The 18,201-nt window shown below is 72.0% G+C and carries 14 protein-coding genes; 12 read left to right on the top strand and 2 right to left on the bottom strand.

The annotated features are described in order from the left end of the window. Positions 1-28 precede the first annotated feature (28 nt). The 12 genes from NGK70_RS04330 to NGK70_RS04275 all read left to right on the top strand — a co-directional run bounded on the left by NGK70_RS04330 (position 29) and on the right by NGK70_RS04275 (position 13,534). Entirely contained in the window at positions 29-877 is an 849-nt protein-coding gene (locus tag NGK70_RS04330) for a 3-hydroxybutyryl-CoA dehydrogenase (RefSeq protein WP_251972146.1), read from the top strand. Between the two features lie 22 nt (positions 878-899). Beyond that, positions 900-1,853, top strand: a complete 954-nt coding sequence (locus NGK70_RS04325; RefSeq protein WP_251972145.1) for a diacylglycerol/lipid kinase family protein — start codon at positions 900-902, stop codon at positions 1,851-1,853. 14 nt (positions 1,854-1,867) lie between these two features. Next, the gene (locus NGK70_RS04320) at positions 1,868-3,298 is read left to right on the top strand and encodes an AAA family ATPase (RefSeq protein ID WP_251972144.1); all 1,431 of its coding nucleotides are present in this window, start codon (positions 1,868-1,870) and stop codon (positions 3,296-3,298) included. 38 nt (positions 3,299-3,336) lie between these two features. Then, the gene (locus tag NGK70_RS04315) at positions 3,337-4,845 is read left to right on the top strand and encodes a VWA domain-containing protein (protein WP_251972143.1); all 1,509 of its coding nucleotides are present in this window, start codon (positions 3,337-3,339) and stop codon (positions 4,843-4,845) included. 160 nt (positions 4,846-5,005) lie between these two features. After that, positions 5,006-6,502, top strand: coding sequence for an AMP nucleosidase (locus NGK70_RS04310; protein ID WP_251972142.1), 1,497 nt, complete (start codon positions 5,006-5,008; stop codon positions 6,500-6,502). Positions 6,503-6,556: 54 nt separating this feature from the next. After that, positions 6,557-7,708 carry a GGDEF domain-containing protein gene (locus NGK70_RS04305; protein WP_251972141.1) on the top strand — a complete coding sequence of 384 codons (1,152 nt, stop codon included), beginning with the start codon at positions 6,557-6,559 and terminating at the stop codon, positions 7,706-7,708. A gap of 323 nt (positions 7,709-8,031) precedes the next feature. Continuing rightward, entirely contained in the window at positions 8,032-9,465 is a 1,434-nt protein-coding gene (locus NGK70_RS04300; protein ID WP_251972140.1) for an efflux transporter outer membrane subunit, read from the top strand. Positions 9,466-9,484: 19 nt separating this feature from the next. Next, positions 9,485-10,825, top strand: coding sequence for an efflux RND transporter periplasmic adaptor subunit (locus tag NGK70_RS04295; protein ID WP_251972139.1), 1,341 nt, complete (start codon positions 9,485-9,487; stop codon positions 10,823-10,825). After that, positions 10,822-11,625, top strand: coding sequence for an ABC transporter ATP-binding protein (locus NGK70_RS04290; RefSeq protein ID WP_310742579.1), 804 nt, complete (start codon positions 10,822-10,824; stop codon positions 11,623-11,625). Before NGK70_RS04295 ends, NGK70_RS04290 begins: the two co-directional genes overlap by 4 nt. Continuing rightward, entirely contained in the window at positions 11,622-12,842 is a 1,221-nt protein-coding gene (locus NGK70_RS04285) for an ABC transporter permease (RefSeq protein ID WP_251972138.1), read from the top strand. Before NGK70_RS04290 ends, NGK70_RS04285 begins: the two co-directional genes overlap by 4 nt. Positions 12,843-12,891: 49 nt before the next feature. Beyond that, a complete protein-coding gene (locus NGK70_RS04280; RefSeq protein ID WP_251972137.1) occupies positions 12,892-13,122 on the top strand; it encodes a DUF2281 domain-containing protein in 231 nt (76 codons plus the stop codon). Further along, complete coding sequence (locus NGK70_RS04275) at positions 13,106-13,534, top strand: PIN domain-containing protein (protein ID WP_251972136.1); 429 nt, start codon at positions 13,106-13,108, stop codon at positions 13,532-13,534. The genes NGK70_RS04280 and NGK70_RS04275 overlap by 17 nt, the downstream gene beginning before the upstream one ends. Before the next feature lie 24 nt (positions 13,535-13,558). Here the strand turns inward: NGK70_RS04275 and NGK70_RS04270 are convergent, their stop codons facing one another. Both NGK70_RS04270 and NGK70_RS04265 read right to left on the bottom strand, forming a co-directional pair. After that, a complete protein-coding gene (locus NGK70_RS04270) occupies positions 13,559-15,004 on the bottom strand; it encodes an efflux transporter outer membrane subunit (RefSeq protein WP_251972135.1) in 1,446 nt (481 codons plus the stop codon). Beyond that, entirely contained in the window at positions 15,004-18,183 is a 3,180-nt protein-coding gene (locus NGK70_RS04265) for an efflux RND transporter permease subunit (RefSeq protein WP_251972134.1), read from the bottom strand. Before NGK70_RS04265 ends, NGK70_RS04270 begins: the two co-directional genes overlap by 1 nt. Between the last annotated feature and the right edge of the window lie 18 nt (positions 18,184-18,201).

The raw sequence follows: 18,201 nt of genomic DNA, 5'->3' as shown, positions 1-18,201 counted from the left end.
TCCCCTTCCAATGACAGGAGTCTCGAACATGACGATCAACAGCGTGGGCATCATCGGCGCAGGCACCATGGGCAACGGCATCGCACAGGCGTGCGCCGTCGTCGGCCTGAAGGTCACGATGGTGGACATCAACGAGGCTGCGGTGAACAAGGGCATCGCCACCGTGTCCGGCAGCCTCGACCGCCTGATCAAGAAAGAGAAGCTGACCGCCGAGCAGAAGGCCGCGGCAATGGCGCTGATCCAGGGCTCGACCGACTACGCCGACCTCCAGGGCGCCGACATCGTCATCGAAGCGGCCACCGAGAACCACGCGCTCAAGATCAAGATCCTGCAGCTGCTCGACGAGGCGCTGCCGCCCGAAACGCTGGTGGCCACCAACACCAGCTCGATCTCGATCACCCAGCTGGCCGCCGTCACCAAACGCGCCGAACGGTTCATCGGCATGCACTTCTTCAACCCGGTGCCGATGATGGCGCTGGTGGAGATCATCCGCGGCCTGCAGACCAGCGACGCCACCCACGACGCGGTCAAGGAACTGGCGCTGCGCCTGGGCAAGTCCCCGATCACGGTCAGGAACGCCCCCGGTTTCGTCGTCAACCGCATCCTGGTGCCGATGATCAACGAGGCCTTCTTCGTGCTCGCCGAGGGCCTGGCCAGCGCCGAGGACATCGACGCCGGCATGAAGCTGGGCTGCAACCAGCCGATCGGCCCGCTGGCCCTGGCCGACATGGTGGGCCTGGACGTCTGCCTGGCGGTGATGGAGGTCTACCTGAAGGAGTTCGGCGACTCCAAGTACCGCCCCTGCCCGCTGTTGAAGGAAATGGTCGCCGCCGGCCGCCTGGGCCGCAAGACCGGCCGCGGCGTCTACAGCTACTGAGGCCTGCGGCCCGGCCCTGGCGATGCTGCCCGGCGCGATCGAGCCCGCTGGCGTCGTCCTGCTCAATGCGCAGGCCGACGGCGGGCGTGCCCGCACGCTGCGCCGGCCCATCGAGGCCTGGCTGGCGCACAACGCGCCGGGCGTGTCCCTGCTGGTGCCGCCCAACACCGAGGCGGCCCAGGCCACGCTGATGGTGCTGGCGCCCTGCACGCGCGTGGCGCTGGTCGGTGGCGATGGCACGCTGCACGCCATGCTGCCGGCGCTGATGCGCAACGGCCACCGCGTCGGTCTGGTGCCGGCCGGCTCGGGCAACGACGTGGCGCGGGCCATCGGCGTGGCCGGGCTGCGCTGGCCCGAGGCCCTGGCCTACGCCCTGCACGCGCCCACGGCGCCGATCGACCTCGGCCAGATCGAGGTCGGTGCCGACCTGCGCTACTTCGTCTCCAGCTGCTCGGTGGGCTTCGACGCCGCCGTGACCGCCCGCTCGCTGTCCGCCCCGGCCTGGCTGGCCGGGCGCAACCGCTACCTCTGGGCCACGCTGCGCGAACTGGTGCATGCCGCCCCGCGCGAGCTGCGCATCTGGGCCGATGGCCGCCCCGTGCACGACGGCCCGGCGCTGCTGGCCGCGATGCTGAACACCCCCACCTACGGCTGCGGCATCCCCGCGGTGCCTACCGCAAGGCTGAACGACCACTGGCTGGACCTGCTGCTGGCTGGTGACGTCGGCCGCATCCGTGCCCTCACCCTGCTGCCGCGCCTGCTGCGCGGGCGCCACATGCGCGCCGAGGGCGTGAGCCTGCACAGCTTCCGCAAGCTGCTCATCGAGGCCGACCAGCCCCTGCCCCTGGCGGCCGACGGCGAGGCGCTGCCCAGCGCCGCCCGCCTGACCGTGCAGTTGCTGCCCAAGGCGCTGCACCTGGCCGGCGCGCACATGCTCGACACACACAGCCTGCGCCCCGGGCCGACCAGGCTCTGATATCTTGCACGGCCATGACCGTGCCCAACCCGCCCCACGCACTGCGGCCACGCCTGAGCGCCTGGCTCGCCACCCTCGAAGCCGGCCTGCTCGAACGCAGCAGCGCCGTGCGCCTGGCCCTGCTGGCCGCACTGGCCGGGGAGCACGTGCTGCTGATCGGCCCGCCCGGCACCGCCAAGAGCGAGCTGGCGCGGCGGCTGCACCGAGCGTTTGACGGGGCGGGCTATTTCGAGCGCCTGCTGACGCGCTTTTCCACGCCCGAGGAGCTGTTCGGCCCGCTGTCGCTGAAGGCACTGGAGGACGACCGCTACGAGCGGCTGACCACCGGCTTCCTGCCCACCGCAGGCATCGCCTTCCTGGACGAGGTGTTCAAGGCCAACTCCGCGATCCTGAACGCGCTGCTGACGCTGCTCAACGAGCGCGAGTTCGACAACGGCAGCGGGCGGCTGCGCACGCCGCTGGTCAGCGTGATCGGCGCGAGCAACGAGGTGCCGGCCGACGAGGCGCTGCAGGCCTTCTTCGACCGCTTCCTGCTGCGCGTGCCGGTGGCGCCGGTGAGCGATGCGGCCTTCAGCGCGCTGCTGGGGCTGGGCGAGGCCACGGCGAGTGGCGATGGGGCGGCAGCCGCTCCCGCGCCGATCGGCCCCGCCGAGCGCACCGCGCTGCAGGCCGCGGCGGATCGCGTGCGCCTCGGTGACGCGGCGCTGCAGGGCTGCTCCGCGCTGCGCGGCTGGCTGGCGGCGCGGCAGTGGCCGGTGTCCGACCGGCGCTGGCGCCAGTGGGTCGGCCTGATGCGCGTGGCCGCCGGCAGCGAGGGCCGCGAGGAGCTGGACGCGCTGGACCTCTGGCTGGCGCCCTACGTGGTCAGCGGCCGGCCGGAACAGGTGGGCGAGGTGCAGCAGTGGTTCGAGGCCGAGTGGCTGGACTGCACGGCCCGCGAGGCACCCTGGCTGGAGCGGGCGGTGCAGACCTTCGAGCAGCAGCTGCAGCTGGAAGCCAGCGCCCAGGCCGATGAGAGCGATGACGCGGCCGGCAAGCTGGCGCTGGCGCGCGCGCTGCGTCGCGGGGATGGCAGTGAAGGTGGCAGCCAGGACGACGGCATGCTGCGCATCGTCTCGGCGCGGCTGGAGGAGCAGATGCGCCGCCACTGGAGCTGCGTGCACATCGCCGCCCGGCTGGCGCAGGTGGACGAGATCCTGGCGCACATCGCCCGCGAGCGCGCGCCGATCGCCGAGCAGGCGGCCGGGCTGGCGGCCCGCCTGGCGCAGCGGCTGTGGCTGCCGCCGGAACTGGGGCAGCGCCTGCAGGCCGGCCCGGCGGCGACGCTGGCGCTGCTCGACAGCCTGGCAGCACGGCTGCAGGCCACCCGTGCCGGCTTTGCCGCGCTGCCGGTGGACGAGGCCCTGCCCGCCGCGGTGCCCGAGCCGGTCACCGTCCCGGCTTGAAGGGTCGTGGGGGTCTGAAGGGATTACAGGCTGCCGGCATGACGGATACGGACTCCCTCGACCACCCCTGGGACCGCCTGGCGCCGCTGCCGCGCGAGCTCTGGCTGCCCGGCCTGGTGACCAGCGTGGGCGAAGCGGGGCGGCGGCTGGCGGACATCGGGCGCTGGCAGGCCCACCTGCTGGCGGGTGAGCTGCCGCCGGCCGACGCCGACTTTGGCGACCGCCCCGCCAGCGCGCCGCTGCGCGAAGTGGTGGGCGAGCTGGCCCTCAGCGGGCTGTGCCGCGGCACGCCCGCGCTGATGCAGCAGGTGCTGCGCACCCTGCTGTGGCACCTGGACCAGCTGGCCGACCTGCAGCCGCGGCTGAGCCGGGTGGAGGCGATCGCCCACGTCACCGCCGAGTTCCGCGCCGCCTGGACGCTGGAAGCGGCCTCGTTGGAGGAACAGCTGGTGCTGCTGCAAGGCCTGGGCGACCTGGCGCAGCTGCGCTGGGACGAGCTGCGCGGCCACCTCAATTCGCGCCCCTGGCGCGAGGCCCGGCGCGCCCAGGCCTGGCTGGAGCAGCTGCCGGCGCTGGTGGAGCTGATCCGCCGGCTCGGCCGCAGCGAGCGCAGCGTCACGCCCTGGACACCACCGCCGGCCGAGCACCCCGACGACCGGCCGGGCGAGCGGCCGCTGCAGGCCGTCGAAACCCGCCTGCCCGACCTGCCCGGCGAGCTGACCGGCATCCACCTGAGCGGGCGGCCCGAGCGCATGCTGGCCGGCGAGGCGGTGATGCTGCGCCACCCGGTGTTGAAGAAGCTCTGGCGCGCCCGCCACGCCGAGGCGCGGCTGCTGAGCTGGGAGTCCGAGGCGGTGCTGGTGGACTGGCGGCCGGACCCGCTCGCCCCGCCGCGGCGCCAGGGCGCGGCGCCCGAGCCGGAGGCCCGCGAACGCGGGCCGATCATCGTCTGCCTGGACACCTCGGGCTCGATGCGTGGCGCGCCGGAGAACATCGCCCGCGCGGTGGTGCTGGCCGCCCTGCGCGTGGCGCACGAGTCGAAGCGGGCCTGCCGGCTGATCGCCTTCGGTGGGCCTGGCGAGCTGCTGGAGCGCGACCTGACGATCGCCCAGGCCGGCCTGGGCCCGCTGCTGGAGCTGATGGACCTGGCCTTCGACGGCGGCACCGACATCCAGACGCCGATCGAGCGCGCCATCGAATGCGTGCACGAAGCCGCCTGGCGCAGCGCCGACCTGCTGATCGTCAGCGATGGCGAGTTCGGCTGCGTGCCGCACACCCTGCAGCGCCTGGACGACGCGCGCGAGCGGCACGGCCTGCGCGTGCAGGGCATCCTGGTGGGCGACCGCGAGACGCTGGGGCTGTTGGAAGTGTGCGACGCGATCCACTGGGTGCGCGACTGGCGCCGCTACACCGAGGCCTCCCAGGGCAACGACGGCCGCGCCGACCTGCGTCACTTCTCGCCGGTGCACAGCCAGAGCCTGACGGCGATGTACTTCCCGAACGCGCTGTCCAGCCGCGCCGCCAAGCATCGCAGCGGCGGCGCCTGAGCCCGGCTGCGGCCAGGGACCGCCCTGCCCAATGACCCGCGGGCTGCGCCTGTCACGCAGCGTCGGCAAGATCTCACACTCTCCTCCTGCCCGGCCCGCCGGGCGACCGCAGCGGCGTGCCCGCCGTCACCAGTTGTTTCACTTCAGGGACAATGGAAGCATGCCCGCCACGCTGATCACCACCCAGAGCTTCACCGACGCCGGCGCAGCCCTGGCCCATGCACGGACGATCTACGACAGCGGCACCAGCCACCTGCGCGCGAGCCTGCAGGCCTTCGTCTCGGGTGCCGACCTGGGTCCGCGCGTGCGGGCCTGCTACCCCTTCGTGCGGGTGCGGGTGGACACGGTGGCGCGCGCCGATTCGCGCCTGGCCTACGGCTTCGTCGCCGGGCCGGGGGTGTACGAAACCACGCTGACGCGCCCGGACCTGTTCGAGCGCTACTACCTCGAGCAGTTCGAGCTGCTGCTGAGGAACCATGGCGTGGCGCTGGAAGTGGGGCTGTCCTCCCAGCCGATCCCGGTGCACTTCAGCCTGGCCGAGCACGACCACCTCGAAGGCTCGCTGACCCCCGAGCGGCGGCTGCAGCTGCGCGACTGCTTCGACCTGCCCGACCTGGCGGCGATGGACGACGGCATTGCCAACGGCACACACGAGCCGCAACCGGGCGCCGACGGCGTGCTGCGCCACCCGCTGGCACTGTTCACCGCGCCGCGCATGGACTACTCGCTGCACCGGCTGCGCCACTACACCGGCACGCGGCCGGAGCACTTCCAGAACTACGTGCTGTTCACGAACTACCAGTTCTACATCGACGAGTTCGTGCGCCTGGGCCACGAGTTGATGGCCGATGCGGGCAGCGAGTACAGCGCCTTCATCGAGCCCGGCAACGTCGTGACGCGCCGCGCCGGCCTGGCGGCCGAGCCCGACGATGCGCTGGGGGCGCCGCCGCCGCGCCTGCCGCAGATGCCGGCCTACCACCTGCAGCGCCCGGGGCACGCCGGCATCACGATGGTCAACATCGGCGTCGGCCCGGCCAACGCCAAGAACATCACCGACCACATCGCCGTGCTGCGCCCGCACGCCTGGCTGATGCTGGGCCACTGCGCCGGGCTGCGCAACACCCAGCAGCTGGGCGACTACGTGCTGGCGCACGGCTACGTGCGCGAGGACCACGTGCTCGACGAGGAGCTGCCGCTGTGGGTGCCGATCCCGCCGCTGGCGGAGGTGCAGATCGCGCTGGAGCGGGCGGTGGCGGAGGTGACGCAGCTGTCGGGCTACGCGCTCAAGGCCATCATGCGCACCGGCACCGTGGCCAGCACCGACAACCGCAACTGGGAGTTGCTGCCGCAGACCCACAACGGTGGGCCGGAGCGCCGCTTTAGCCAAAGCCGCGCGGTGGCGCTGGACATGGAGAGCGCCACCATCGCCGCCAACGGCTTTCGCTTCCGCGTGCCCTACGGCACCCTGCTGTGCGTGAGCGACAAGCCGCTGCACGGCGAGATCAAGCTGCCCGGCATGGCCAACGCGTTCTACCGGGAGCGGGTCGACCAGCACCTGCGCATCGGCATCCGGGCCATCGAGATCCTGCGCGGACAGGGGCTGGACCACCTGCACAGCCGCAAGCTGCGCAGCTTCGCCGAGGTGGCCTTCCAGTGAGGCCCCGGGCCGTCTGACCCGCTCACCCGCCGCCGCCACGACGCCCGCAGCCCCATGCCGCTCGACAGCCTGACCCTGATGATCGTCTACACGGTCAACGTGACCGCGGTGGCGTTGGGCCTGTCGGTGGCCCTGCTCGGCCAGGGCAGCCGCGCGGCGCTGTGCGCCCAGGCCAGTGCGCTGACCCAGGCGATCGGCTGGAGCTGCCTGGTGGCGTCGGGCTTCTTCCGCGACACCTGGGGCGACCTGCTGCTCTCCGCCCCGGCGATGCTGCTGATGTCGCTCAGTCTGGTTCTGCTGCTGCAGGCGGTGCGCAAATGGCGTGGCCGCCCCTGCCTGCCGCGCAGGCTCTACCTGGCCGCGCTGGTGATGCCGCTGCTGTACGCGCTGACCTTTCACCACTACCCCTGGCGGGTCGGCCTGGCCAACGGGGTGATCGGCGCTCAGATGCTGTGGCTGGCGGCCGAGGCCATCCGCCCCGGCGCGCCCGGCAGCTGGCGCTGGCGCTCGCTGATCGGGGGGTCGATGGCCACCCTCGCCCTGGTGACGCTCTGGTGTGGCGTGCTGGGCGCTTTCTTCACCGAGCTGTACCCGACCTTTGCCACCCCGCACCCGGTCAACCTGATCGGCTCTTTGCTGAACAACGCCGCGACGGTGCTGACCGGCATCGGCGTGCTGGCGGCCTATCGCGAAGAGGCCGAGGCGCAGCTGAAGACGCTGGCCATCACCGACGGCCTGACCCAGGTGCTCAACCGCCGCGCCTGGTCCGAGCGCACCGAACTGCAGCTGGCCGACGCCAAGCGCTACGGCCACCCGATGATCATGCTGATGATCGACCTGGACCGCTTCAAGCAGATCAACGACCGCCGCGGCCATGCCACCGGCGACCAGGCCCTGCAGCTCACCGCCAGCGTGCTGCGCGAGGAGCTGCGCAGCGGCGATCTGGTGGGCCGCTACGGCGGCGAGGAGTTCTGCGTGCTGCTGTCGCACACCAACGAGGCGGCCGCGCTGGCCTTCGACCAGCGCCTGCGCCAGCGCCTGCGCCGCCGCTCCGAGCAGGAGCTGGGCTTCACGCTGGAATACAGCGCCGGCCTGACCGCCCACCGCAGCAAGGACACCTCGCTCGACGACCTGCTGCGCCGCGCCGACGCCGCGCTCTACGAGGCCAAGCGCGCCGGGCGCAACCAGGTGGTGATGTCGCCCTGAAATGACCCACCCCCGTTGCGGCTGACGCCGCTCCCCCTCAAGGGGGCGCCACCAGCGGACCGGCAAAGCCGGATCCGCGGTGGCCGCTGGATAGGGGAACAAAGCGCTTTCCCTGATGGCACCATCCTGACCAGGATCAAGCTGGGCCCTCCCGACGCCACGGCCAGCGGACCATCGCACAGTTCTTTACGTGACATCCACACGGGCGAGCCCGCTTCACTTTACAAAGTGAACCGTGCGGCCTCGGGCCGCCGTCTGGAGCCCCCCAGCCCGTGTCACCTGCAACTGTCTTCCTCCCCCGCTGGCCACTTTGGCCGCTCCTGGTGTCCACCGCCCTGTTGGCCGCCTGTGCCAGCACGGCGCCCGTTGGCACAGCCCGCGAAGCGGCACTGACCCCGCCCGCTGCGTGGTCCGCTGCGGCCGCCGCTTCCGCTGGTTCCGCAGCCAGCCAACGTCCCGCCACGCTGGACCGCCCTGCCCTGGCGCGCTGGTGGCAGCAGTTCGACGACCCGCTGCTCACCGCCCTGATCGACGAGGCCCTGCAGGGCAACACCGACCTGGCCATCGCCCGCGCCCGGCTCGACCAGGCCCGCGCACTGCGGGACAGCCAGGCCGCTGGCGCCTCGCCCCAGCTCGGCAGCAGCGCCGGCCTCAGCCGCAATCGCAGCCGCGCCACGGGTGGCGTCAACACCTGGCAGGCCGGGCTGGATGCCAGCTGGGAGCCGGATTTCTTCGGTGCCCAGTCGGCCGCGCAGCGCGGGCGCGATCTGGACATGGCCGCCTCCGCCGCCGACCTGGCCACCACCCGCATGACGGTGACCGCCGAGGTGGGCATCGCCTACGCCACGTTGCGCGGCAGCCGCACGCAGTGGCGCATCGCCCGCGACAACCTCGCCGCCCAGGAGCAGACCCTGGCGCTGACACGCTGGCGCGCCCAGGCCGGGCTGGCCAGCACGCTGGACGCCGAGCAGGCGCGCCTGTCCACCGAGCAGCTGCACGCCAACCTGCCGGCGCTGGAGGCGTCGATCGCCCAGTCCGAGCACCGCCTCGCCGTGCTGCTCGGCCAGCCGCCGGCTGCCTTGCGCGAACGGCTGGGCAGCGCCGACCGCCTGCCCGCCAGTACCCGCGACCTGCCCGCCGGTGTGCCCGCCGAGCTGCTGCGCCAGCGCCCGGACGTGCGCGCCGCCGAACTGGCCATCCAGGCCGAGGCCGAACGGCTCGGCCAACGCCAGGCCCAGCGCTGGCCCCGCTTCAGCCTGAGCGGCAGCCTGGCGCTGAAGGCCGCCACGCTCTCCGGCCTGGGCACGGCCGGGGCCCTGGTCAGCGGCGTGGCCGCGGCGGTGGACTGGCCGATCTGGGACGGCGGCACACGCCGCGCCGCCATCGACCAGCAGCAGGCCGTGCTGGCGCAGGCCCGCGCCAGCTACCGCGCGGCGGTGCTGGCGGCGCTGGAGGACGTCGAGAACGCGCTGACCGCACTCGGCGCCACGCGCGCCCAGCTGCGCTCACTCGGCGAGGCGCAGAACGCGGCCCAGACCGCCCTGCTGCTGGCGCGCCAGCGCTACCAGGCCGGGCTGATCGACTTCGGCACCCTGCTCGATGCCCAGCGCAGCGCCCTCTCGGCCGACAACAGCCTGGCCAGCGCCCGCACCGACGAGCGCCTGAACCTGATCCGCCTCTACAAGGCCCTGGGCGGCGGCTGGGAAGACACCGGCCCTGCAACGGCCGCCCCTGCCGGCGTTGCCCCGAACCCCTGAATCCATCGTCACGTCGCCCATGACCTCCGCTTCCTCCTCCCTCCAGAACCTGCTCGGCGACGAGGCCGTCCGCCCCGGGTGGCGCCGCCCGCTGCCCTGGGTGCTGGCCGCGCTGCTGCTCATCGCCGCCGGCACCGCCTGGTGGTGGCTGGGCCGCAGCGCCCAGCAGGCCGCACCGCGCTTCGTCACCGAGCCGCTGGCGCGCGGCACGCTGCAGCTCAACGTCACCGCCAACGGCAAGCTGCAGGCCACCCGCACCGTGAGCATCGGCAGCGAGCTGTCCGGCACGGTCGCGCAGGTGCGGGTGGACGTCAACGACGTGGTGAAGAAGGGCCAGGTGCTGGTCGAGCTCGACACCGCCAAGCTGCTCGACCAGATCGCCAGCGCCCGCGCCGCGGTGGCCTCGGCCGACGCCGGCGTCGGCCAGGCGGTGGCCGCGGTCAAGGAGGCGCGCGCCAACCTGCAGCGCCTGGAGGAGGTGCACCGGCTGTCGAACGGCCAGGTACCTTCGGCGGCCGAGCTGGACAGCGCCCGCGCCACGCTCGACAAGACAGTGGCGGCCGAGAACGCCGCGCGCGCAGCCGTCACCAGCGCTCGCGCCACGCTGAGCACCAACGAGACCAACCTGTCCAAGGCCTCCATCCGCTCGCCGATCGACGGCGTGGTGCTGACCCGCGCGGTCGAGCCCGGCTACGCGGTGGCCGCCTCGCTGCAGGCGGTGACGCTGTTCACCATCGCCGAGGACCTGAGCCGGCTGCAACTCTCGGTCAACGTCGACGAGGCCGACGTCGGCCAGGTGCAGGCCGGCCAGGCGGCCAAGTTCAGCGTCAGCGCCTGGCCGGGGCGCCACTACCCGGCGCAGATCGTGCGCGTGGCCTACGGCTCCACCATCACCGACAACGTGGTCACCTACACCACGCTGATGGACGTGCCCAACGCCGACCTCAGCCTGCGCCCCGGCATGACCGCCACCGCGGTGATCACCGCCACCGAGCGCCGCGACGTGTGGCTGGTGCCCAACCGGGCGCTGCGCTTCACCCCGGCCGAGGCCGGCAGCAGCCCGGGCAGCGCGCCGGCAGCCGCGGCCAGCGGCGCAGGCGGCGGCATCGTCTCCAAGCTGATGCCGCGCCCACCCGGCGGTGCCACGCCGCGGCGCAGCAGCGGTGCGGCCGACAAGTCCGGCGGCGCCGGCAGCGGCCCGAAGCGCCTGTGGGTGCTGCAGGACGGCCGGCCCGTGGCCGTCGAGGTGACGGCCGGCCTCAGCAACGGCCGCCTCACCGAGGTCAGCGGCCCGGCCCTGCGCGAAGGCATGGCGGTCATCACCGAGCAAGCCAGCGGTTCCACTGGAGCCGCCAAGTGAACCCACCGTCGCTCCCCGCCGGGGCGGAGCTGATCCGCCTGCGCGGCATCACCAAGACCTTCGGCAGCGGCCAGGCGGCTTTCCAGGCGCTCAAGGGTGTGGACCTGACGATCGCCGCGGGCGAGTTCGTCGCCGTGATGGGCCCGAGCGGCTCGGGCAAGTCCACCGTGATGAACCTGCTCGGCTGCCTGGACGTACCCAGCAGCGGCAGCTACGCCTTCCAGGGCGTCGAGGTGCAGCGTCTCACGCGCGACCAGCGTGCGCGACTGCGCCGCCGCCACCTGGGCTTCGTCTTCCAGGGCTTCAACCTGCTGGCGCGCACCTCGGCGCAGGAGAACGTCGAGCTGCCGCTGCTCTACCGCGGCGAGAGCGCCGCCCAGCGCCATGCCGCCGCCCGCGCCGCGCTGGCCCAGGTCGGCCTGGCCGGCTGGGAGCACCACACGCCAGCCGAACTCTCCGGCGGCCAGCAGCAGCGCGTGGCCATCGCGCGGGCCATCGTCACCCAGCCCACCGTGCTGCTGGCCGACGAGCCCACCGGCAACCTCGACTCGGCGCGCAGCCACGAGATCATGGGGCTGCTCTGGGCCCTCAACGCCGAGCACGGCATCACCGTGCTGATGGTCACCCACGAGCCCGACATGGCCGCCTACGCCCGCCGGCTGGTGCACTTCCGCGACGGCCGCATCGAGCGCGACGAGCTCAACCCGCATCCCGCCGCGCTGGGCCGCGCTGCCCCCGCCCAGGCCATGGGCAGCGATGCCGAGCAGGCCGCCGCTGCCACCGGGGAAGCACCGACATGATCTGGAACACCCTCCTGCTCGCCCTGCGCGAGATCCGCCGCAACCTGCTGCGCTCCTTCCTGACCATCCTGGGCATCGTCATCGGCGTGGCCGCAGTGGTCACCATGGTCACCGTCGGCAACGGCGCCACCCGCGCGGTGCAGAGCCAGATCTCCAGCCTCGGCAGCAACCTGCTGCAGATCCGCCCCGGCCAGCGCCTGGGCCCCGGCATGGGCGCCAGCGGCGCGCCGGCCTTCTCGATCGCCGACCTGGAGGCCATCGCCAGCCAGATCGGCGGCGTGGCCGCGGCGGCACCCGAGGTGCGCGGCGCCGTCACCGTCATCGCCGAGGGCCGCAACTGGTCCACCACCGTCACCGGCACCAGCAACGAGTACTTCCAGACCAACAACTGGAAGCTCGCCGCCGGCCGCGCCTTTGCCGACGACGAGCTGGCCTCCGGCCGCGCGGTGTGCATCATCGGCGCCACCGTCAAGCGCGAGCTGTTCGGGGCCGCCACCGGCACCGAGGCGGTGCTCGGCAGCCAGGTGCGCATCAAGACCTTCAGCTGCGAGGTCATCGGCGTGCTGATCTCCAAGGGCCAGGCCGCCATGGGCATGGACCAGGACGACACCATCCTGCTGCCGCTCAAGACCGCGCAGCGCCGTGTCACCGGCCGCACCACCATCAACACCCTGCTGGTTTCGCTGCGCGACGACGCCGACAGCGCCAGCGTCAAGCGCGACCTCCACCGCCTGCTGCGCGAGCGCCGCAAGCTCTCCGACAACGACGACGACAACTTCAACGTGCTGGACACCCAGCAGATCGCCGAGACGCTGTCGGGCACCACCCAGCTGATGACCTCCCTGCTCGGCGCCGTGGCCGCGGTGAGCCTGCTGGTGGGCGGCATCGGCATCATGAACATCATGCTGGTCAGCGTGACCGAGCGCACCCGCGAGATCGGCATCCGCCTGGCCATCGGCGCGCTGGAGCGCGAGGTGCTGCTGCAGTTCCTGATCGAGGCGGTGGCGCTGTCCGCGCTGGGTGGGCTGGTCGGCATCTTGCTGGCCACCGGCGCCTCGATCGGCATCTCCGAGCTGATGGGCGTGGGCTATCAATTCCAGCCTGGCATCAACGGCCTCGCCTTCGCCTTCTCCGCCGCCATCGGCGTGGTGTTCGGCTTCTTCCCGGCTCGGCGCGCGGCGCAGCTCGATCCGATCGAGGCGTTGCGGCATGAGTGAGGCGGGGCGTTAGACTGACCGGCGACCATCTGGCAACCAAGGATGCAGCATGGGTTATGCCGAACTGATCGAAACGCTCAAGACGCTTCCCCAGGAAAAGCAGGCCGAAGTGTTCGACTTCGTCGATTTCCTGGCCCTGCGGGCAGGCCTGCCCCGGCCTGCCGCCGACCAGGCGAAACCGGCCCCGCCTCGCCCACTGGCCTCCTACCTGGCAGCCCCGTTCCAAGTACCCGATTTCACGGCATTGACCCGCGAAGAAGCCAATGCCCGTCACCCGTGACGCGTTCGTCGACTCGAACGTCTGGCTCTGCGCGCTGATCGAGTCGTCACCGCCCGATCCGCGGCGAGCCAGGGCCAGGGAACTGCTGTCCAGCCTGGAATGGCCGGTCGTCAGCACCCAGGTGATCCGCGAGGTCAGTGTCAACCTGCTTCGCAAAGCGGGTGTGACCGAAGCGGCCTTGCGCGAGTTGGTACGCAGCTGGTATGGCCAGTGCCGCGTCGTCGAAGCCGACGAGGCCCAACTCCATTCCGCGTCCTTGCTGCGAGAGCGCATGTCCGTCAGCATCTGGGACAGCCAGATCATTGCTGCGGCCTTGGCCGTCGGTTGCACGACGCTGTACTCCGAAGACCTGCAGCACGGGCAACTGATCGAGGGGCGACTGCGCATCGTCAACCCCTTCGTTGAGCCTTGAGGATGGCTACTCGGCCACGCCGAGTCACCCCCCCAGCGCCTTCCACAGCGCCACGCGGTTGAGCTGCTCGGCCAGCTGCACCTGGATCACCGCCTGCTCGGCCGCGAAGAGGCTGCGCTCGGCGTCCAGGCGCTCCAGCTCGCTGGCGGCACCGTTGCGGTAGCGCAGGTCGGTGAGGCGGGCGATCTCGCGCACGGCGGCGAGCTGCTGCTGCTGGGCGTCGAGCTGGCTGCGCCAGGTGGCCAGGCCGGCCAGGGCGTCGGCGCTGTCGCGGAAGGCGCTCTGTACGGCCTTCTCGTACTGGGCGACGGCGATGTCGCGGTTGAGCGTCGAGACCTCGACATTGGCGCGGTTGCGGCCGTGGTCGAAGATGGCCGCCACCGCCTGCGAGGCGATCGACCAGGCGAAGGTGCCGCCACCCAGCAGGTTGCCCAGGTCGCCGCTGACCAGCCCGGCACTGCCGGTGAGGCTGATGCGCGGAAAGTAGGCGGCGCGCGCCGCACCGATGTTGGCGTTGGCGGCGATGAGCGCCTGCTCGGCCTGCAGCACGTCGGGCCGACGCAGCAGCACAGCCGAATCCAGCCCGGTGGGCACCGGGGCGAGCGGCTCGGCCACGGCCACGGCGCCGGAGGCGGAGGCGCTGCCAGGCACCGCCTCGGCCGGCACCGTGCCGCCCAGCAGCAGGGCCAGCGCATTGCGGTCCAGCGCAACCTGGCGGCGGGCCTGGGCCAGCGCCGCATCGGCCTGGGCGGCCAGGCTGGCGGCGGTCTGGCGTTCCAGCTGAGAGGCGGCACCGCCATCGAAGCGCAACTGCGTCAGGCGCAGGCTGTCGGCGCGGCTGGCACGGGTGCGCTCGGCCAGCGCCAGCACGGCCAGGTCGGCCGCCAGGCTGCGGTCGGCGCTGATCACAGCGGCCACCAGCGCCAGCTCGCTGCTGCGCCGGCCGGCCTCGCTGGACAGCCACTGCGCCTGGGCGGCATCGCTGAGGCTGCGCAGGCGGCCAAAGAAGTCCAGCTCCCAGGCGCTGACCTGCAGGCCGAGCTGGAAGCCGGTGGTCTGCACGCCCTGGGTGTTGGGTGCCCGGCTGGTGTTGAAGGCGGCGTTGACGGTGGGCCAGCGGTCGGCATCGGCCAAGCCGAGCTGGGCCTGGGCACGCTGCACGCCCAGCGCCGCGACGCGCAGGTCGCGGTTGGCGGCCAGGGCCTGGCGCACCAGGCCGCGCAGGCGCTCGTCACGCACGAAGTCGGCCCAGGCCAGCGGCACCTGGGCCTGCTCGGGCAGGGTCAGCGCGGCCGATGCCGCCGCCTGGGCGGGCACTGGCAGCAGGGCCGGCACCGGGGCGGCGGGGCGCTGGTAGGTCGGCGCCAGGCTGGTGCAGCCCGTCAGGCCAGCCACGGCCAGTGCCGCGGCCAGCAGGGTGGCCCGAGCCGGGCCGCGGGTGATCGGGATGATCGGGGTGAGCCGGCGCATCAGTGGCCTCCCTTGCGCAGGACGGCCGCGGCGGCGGCATCGGTGGCGGCCGAGCCGATCGTGGTGGCATGCGGCGCCTCGTGGCCGCTGGCCGGGAAGAGACGGCGGATGACGACGAAGAACACCGGCACGAGGAACACGGCCAGCACGGTGGCGGTGATCATGCCGCCCATCACGCCGGTGCCGATGGCGCGCTGGCTGGCCGAGCCGGCCCCGCTGGCGGTGGCCAGTGGCAGCACGCCGAGGATGAAGGCGAAGGAAGTCATCAGGATGGGGCGGAAGCGCAGGTGGCAGGCTTCGAGCGTGGCCTCGATCAGGCCCTTGCCCTCGGCCTGCAGGTCCTTGGCGAACTCGATGATCAGGATGGCGTTCTTGGCCGACAGGCCGATGATGGTGATCAGGCCGACCTTGAAATACACGTCGTTGGGCATGCCGCGCATCCACACGCCGGCCAGCGCGCCGACGATGCCCAGCGGCACCACCAGCAGCACGGCCACCGGGATGCTCCAGCTCTCGTACAGCGCCGACAGGCAGAGGAACACTGCCAGCATCGAGAAGGCGAGCAGGATGGTGGCCTGCGCGCCGGAGAGCTTCTCCTCGCGCGACTGGCCGGTCCATTCAAAGCCGAAGCCCGGCGGCAGCTGGGCGGCCAGCTTCTCCATCTCGGCCATCGCGTCCCCGGTGGAATGGCCGGGCGCGGCGTCCCCGGCGATCTTCATCGCCGGGTAGCCGTTGTAGCGCACGGTCTGCACCGGGCCGGTCACCCAGCGGGTGCTGGCAAAGGCCGACAGCGGCACCTGCTGGCCACGGCTGTTGGGCACGTGCAGCCGCAGCACGTCCTCGGGCTGCATGCGGGCGGCGGCCTCGGCCTGCACCACCACGCGCTGCAGGCGCCCGGCGTTGGGGAAGTCGTTGACGTAGGTCGAGCCCATCGCGGTGGCGAGCACGCTGCCGATGCTGTCGAAGCCCACGCCCAGCGCGGCGGCACGCTCGCGATCGATGTCCAGCTGCAGCTGCGGCGCATCTTCCAGTCCGTCGGGGCGCACGCCCTGCAGCACCGGGCTCTTGGCTGCCATGCCGAGCAGCTGGCCACGCGCGGCGAGCAGCGCCTCGCGGCCCTGGCCCGCACGGTCCTGCAGGCGGAAGGTGAAGCCGGTGGCATTGCCCAGCTCGGGGATCGGCGGCGGGCTGAGTGCGAAGATGAAGCCGTCGCGCACCGCCATCATGGCGCCGAAGGTGCGCCCGGCCAGCGCCTGCGCGCTGTGCTCCTTGCCCGAGCGTTCTTCCCAGGGCTTGAGCGGCACGAAGGCCAGCGCGGCGTTCTGCCCCGAGCCGGAAAAGCTGAAGCCCAGCACGCTGATGATCTTGTCCACCTCGGGCTGCTTCATGATGAAGCCCTCGACTTGGCGCACCACCGCCTCGGTGCGCTGGACGCTGGCGCCCGGGGGCAGCTGCATGTTGACGACGATGTAGCCCTGGTCCTCGTTGGGCAGGAAGGAGGTCGGCAGGCTGCGGTACATGAGGGCCACCGCCGCCAGGATGGCGCCGTAGATCACCAGGTAGCGCCCGGCCTGGGGCAGGATGCGCCCCACCAGCCCCTCGTAGCCCTTGGCGGTGCGCTTGAAGCCACGGTTGAAGGCGCCGAAGAAGCCGCGCTTCTCATGGTGGCCGGGCGCCACCGGCTTGAGCAGCGTGGCGCACAGCGCGGGCGTGAGCGACAGCGCCATGAAGGCCGAGAACATCATCGAGGCGACCATCGCCACCGAGAACTGGCGGTAGATGTTGCCCACCGAGCCGCTGAAGAAGGCCATCGGCACGAACACGCTCACCAGCACCACGGTGATGCCGATGATGGCGCCGGTGATCTGGCCCATCGCCTTGATGGTGGCCTCGCGCGGGCCCAGGCCCTCCTCGGCCATGATGCGCTCGACGTTCTCGACCACCACGATGGCGTCGTCCACCAGGATGCCGATGGCCAGCACCATGCCGAACAGCGTCAGCACGTTGATCGAGTAGCCCAGCGCCAGCATCACCGCGAAGGTGCCGGTCAGCGCCACCGGCACGACGATGGTGGGGATCAGCGTGTAGCGGATGTTCTGCAGGAACAGCAGCATCACCACGAACACCAGCGCGATCGCCTCGGCCAGGGTCTTCACAACCTCCTGGATCGAGATCTTGACGAACTTGGAGGTGTCGAAGGGGATGACGTAGTCCACGCCCTCGGGCATGAAGGCCTTGAGCGCGGCCATGCGCTCGCGGATGGCGTTGGCGGTGGCCAGCGCATTGCCGGTGGGCGAGAGCTGGATGCCCAGCGCGGCCGACATCTGGCCGTTCAGGCGCGAGGCGTTGGCGTAGGCCTGGGCACCCACCTCGATGCGCGCCACGTCCTTCAGGCGCACGCTGGAGCCGTCGGTGTTGGCGCGCAGCAGGATGGCGCCGAACTGCTCGGCGCTGCCAAGCTGGCCGTTGACGGTGATCGAGGCGTACTGCGTCTGCTGCCCCACGGCGGGCAGGCCACCGACGCTGCCGGCGGAGATCTGCAGGTTCTGCGCGCGGATGGCGTTGTTGACATCGGCGGTGGACAGGCCGTAGCCGACCAGCTTGGCCGGATCCAGCCAGACACGCATGGCGCGCTCGGAGGCGAAGAGCTGCGCCTGGCCCACGCCGGGGACGCGCAGCAGCTCGGGCTGGATGTTGCGCACCGCGTAGTCAGCCAGCGCCACCGGGTCGTAGGCCGGGTTGCTGGAGGTCAGCACAACCACCATCAGGAAGTTGGAGCGCGCCTTGTCCACCCGCACGCCCTGCTGCGTGACGCTGGCCGGCAGGCGCGGCGTGGCGCGCGACAGGCGGTTCTGCACCTCGATCTGGGCGATCGACACATCGCTGCCCGGCTCGAAGGTGGCCGTGATGCTGCCCGAGCCGGTGGCGTCGGCGCTGCCCTCCATGTAGATCAGGCCAGGCGCGCCGCTGAGCTCCTGCTCGATGACGGACAGCACGCTGTCCTCCATCACCTTGGCGGAGGCGCCCGGGTAGGCCGTGCTGATGACGATGGACGGCGGCGCCACCGTGGGGTACTGCGCCACCGGCAGGCGCGTGATGGCCGCCGCACCCAGCACCAGGATGAACAGCGCAATGACCCAGGCAAAGATGGGCCGGTCGATGAAGAAGCGGGAATTCATGCGGGAGCTCCTGCTTCG

Origin of the sequence: Sphaerotilus microaerophilus, assembly GCF_023734135.1 — a bacterium.
GTDB lineage: Bacteria > Pseudomonadota > Gammaproteobacteria > Burkholderiales > Burkholderiaceae_C > Sphaerotilus > Sphaerotilus microaerophilus.
This window is presented reverse-complemented; position numbering and strand designations above follow the sequence as displayed.

What these genes read in the sequence shown, in the direction of transcription:
- NGK70_RS04315 (WP_251972143.1), top strand. Translation starts at nt 3,337, where the DNA reads ATGACGGATACGGACTCCCTCGACCACCCCTGGGACCGCCTGGCGCCG.
- NGK70_RS04320 (WP_251972144.1), top strand. Translation starts at nt 1,868, where the DNA reads ATGACCGTGCCCAACCCGCCCCACGCACTGCGGCCACGCCTGAGCGCC.
- NGK70_RS04280 (WP_251972137.1), top strand. Translation starts at nt 12,892, where the DNA reads ATGGGTTATGCCGAACTGATCGAAACGCTCAAGACGCTTCCCCAGGAA.
- NGK70_RS04330 (WP_251972146.1), top strand. Translation starts at nt 29, where the DNA reads ATGACGATCAACAGCGTGGGCATCATCGGCGCAGGCACCATGGGCAAC.
- NGK70_RS04270 (WP_251972135.1), bottom strand. Translation starts at nt 15,004, where the DNA reads ATGCGCCGGCTCACCCCGATCATCCCGATCACCCGCGGCCCGGCTCGG.
- NGK70_RS04265 (WP_251972134.1), bottom strand. Translation starts at nt 18,183, where the DNA reads ATGAATTCCCGCTTCTTCATCGACCGGCCCATCTTTGCCTGGGTCATT.
- NGK70_RS04305 (WP_251972141.1), top strand. Translation starts at nt 6,557, where the DNA reads ATGCCGCTCGACAGCCTGACCCTGATGATCGTCTACACGGTCAACGTG.
- NGK70_RS04310 (WP_251972142.1), top strand. Translation starts at nt 5,006, where the DNA reads ATGCCCGCCACGCTGATCACCACCCAGAGCTTCACCGACGCCGGCGCA.
- NGK70_RS04275 (WP_251972136.1), top strand. Translation starts at nt 13,106, where the DNA reads ATGCCCGTCACCCGTGACGCGTTCGTCGACTCGAACGTCTGGCTCTGC.
- NGK70_RS04325 (WP_251972145.1), top strand. Translation starts at nt 900, where the DNA reads ATGCTGCCCGGCGCGATCGAGCCCGCTGGCGTCGTCCTGCTCAATGCG.
- NGK70_RS04295 (WP_251972139.1), top strand. Translation starts at nt 9,485, where the DNA reads ATGACCTCCGCTTCCTCCTCCCTCCAGAACCTGCTCGGCGACGAGGCC.
- NGK70_RS04285 (WP_251972138.1), top strand. Translation starts at nt 11,622, where the DNA reads ATGATCTGGAACACCCTCCTGCTCGCCCTGCGCGAGATCCGCCGCAAC.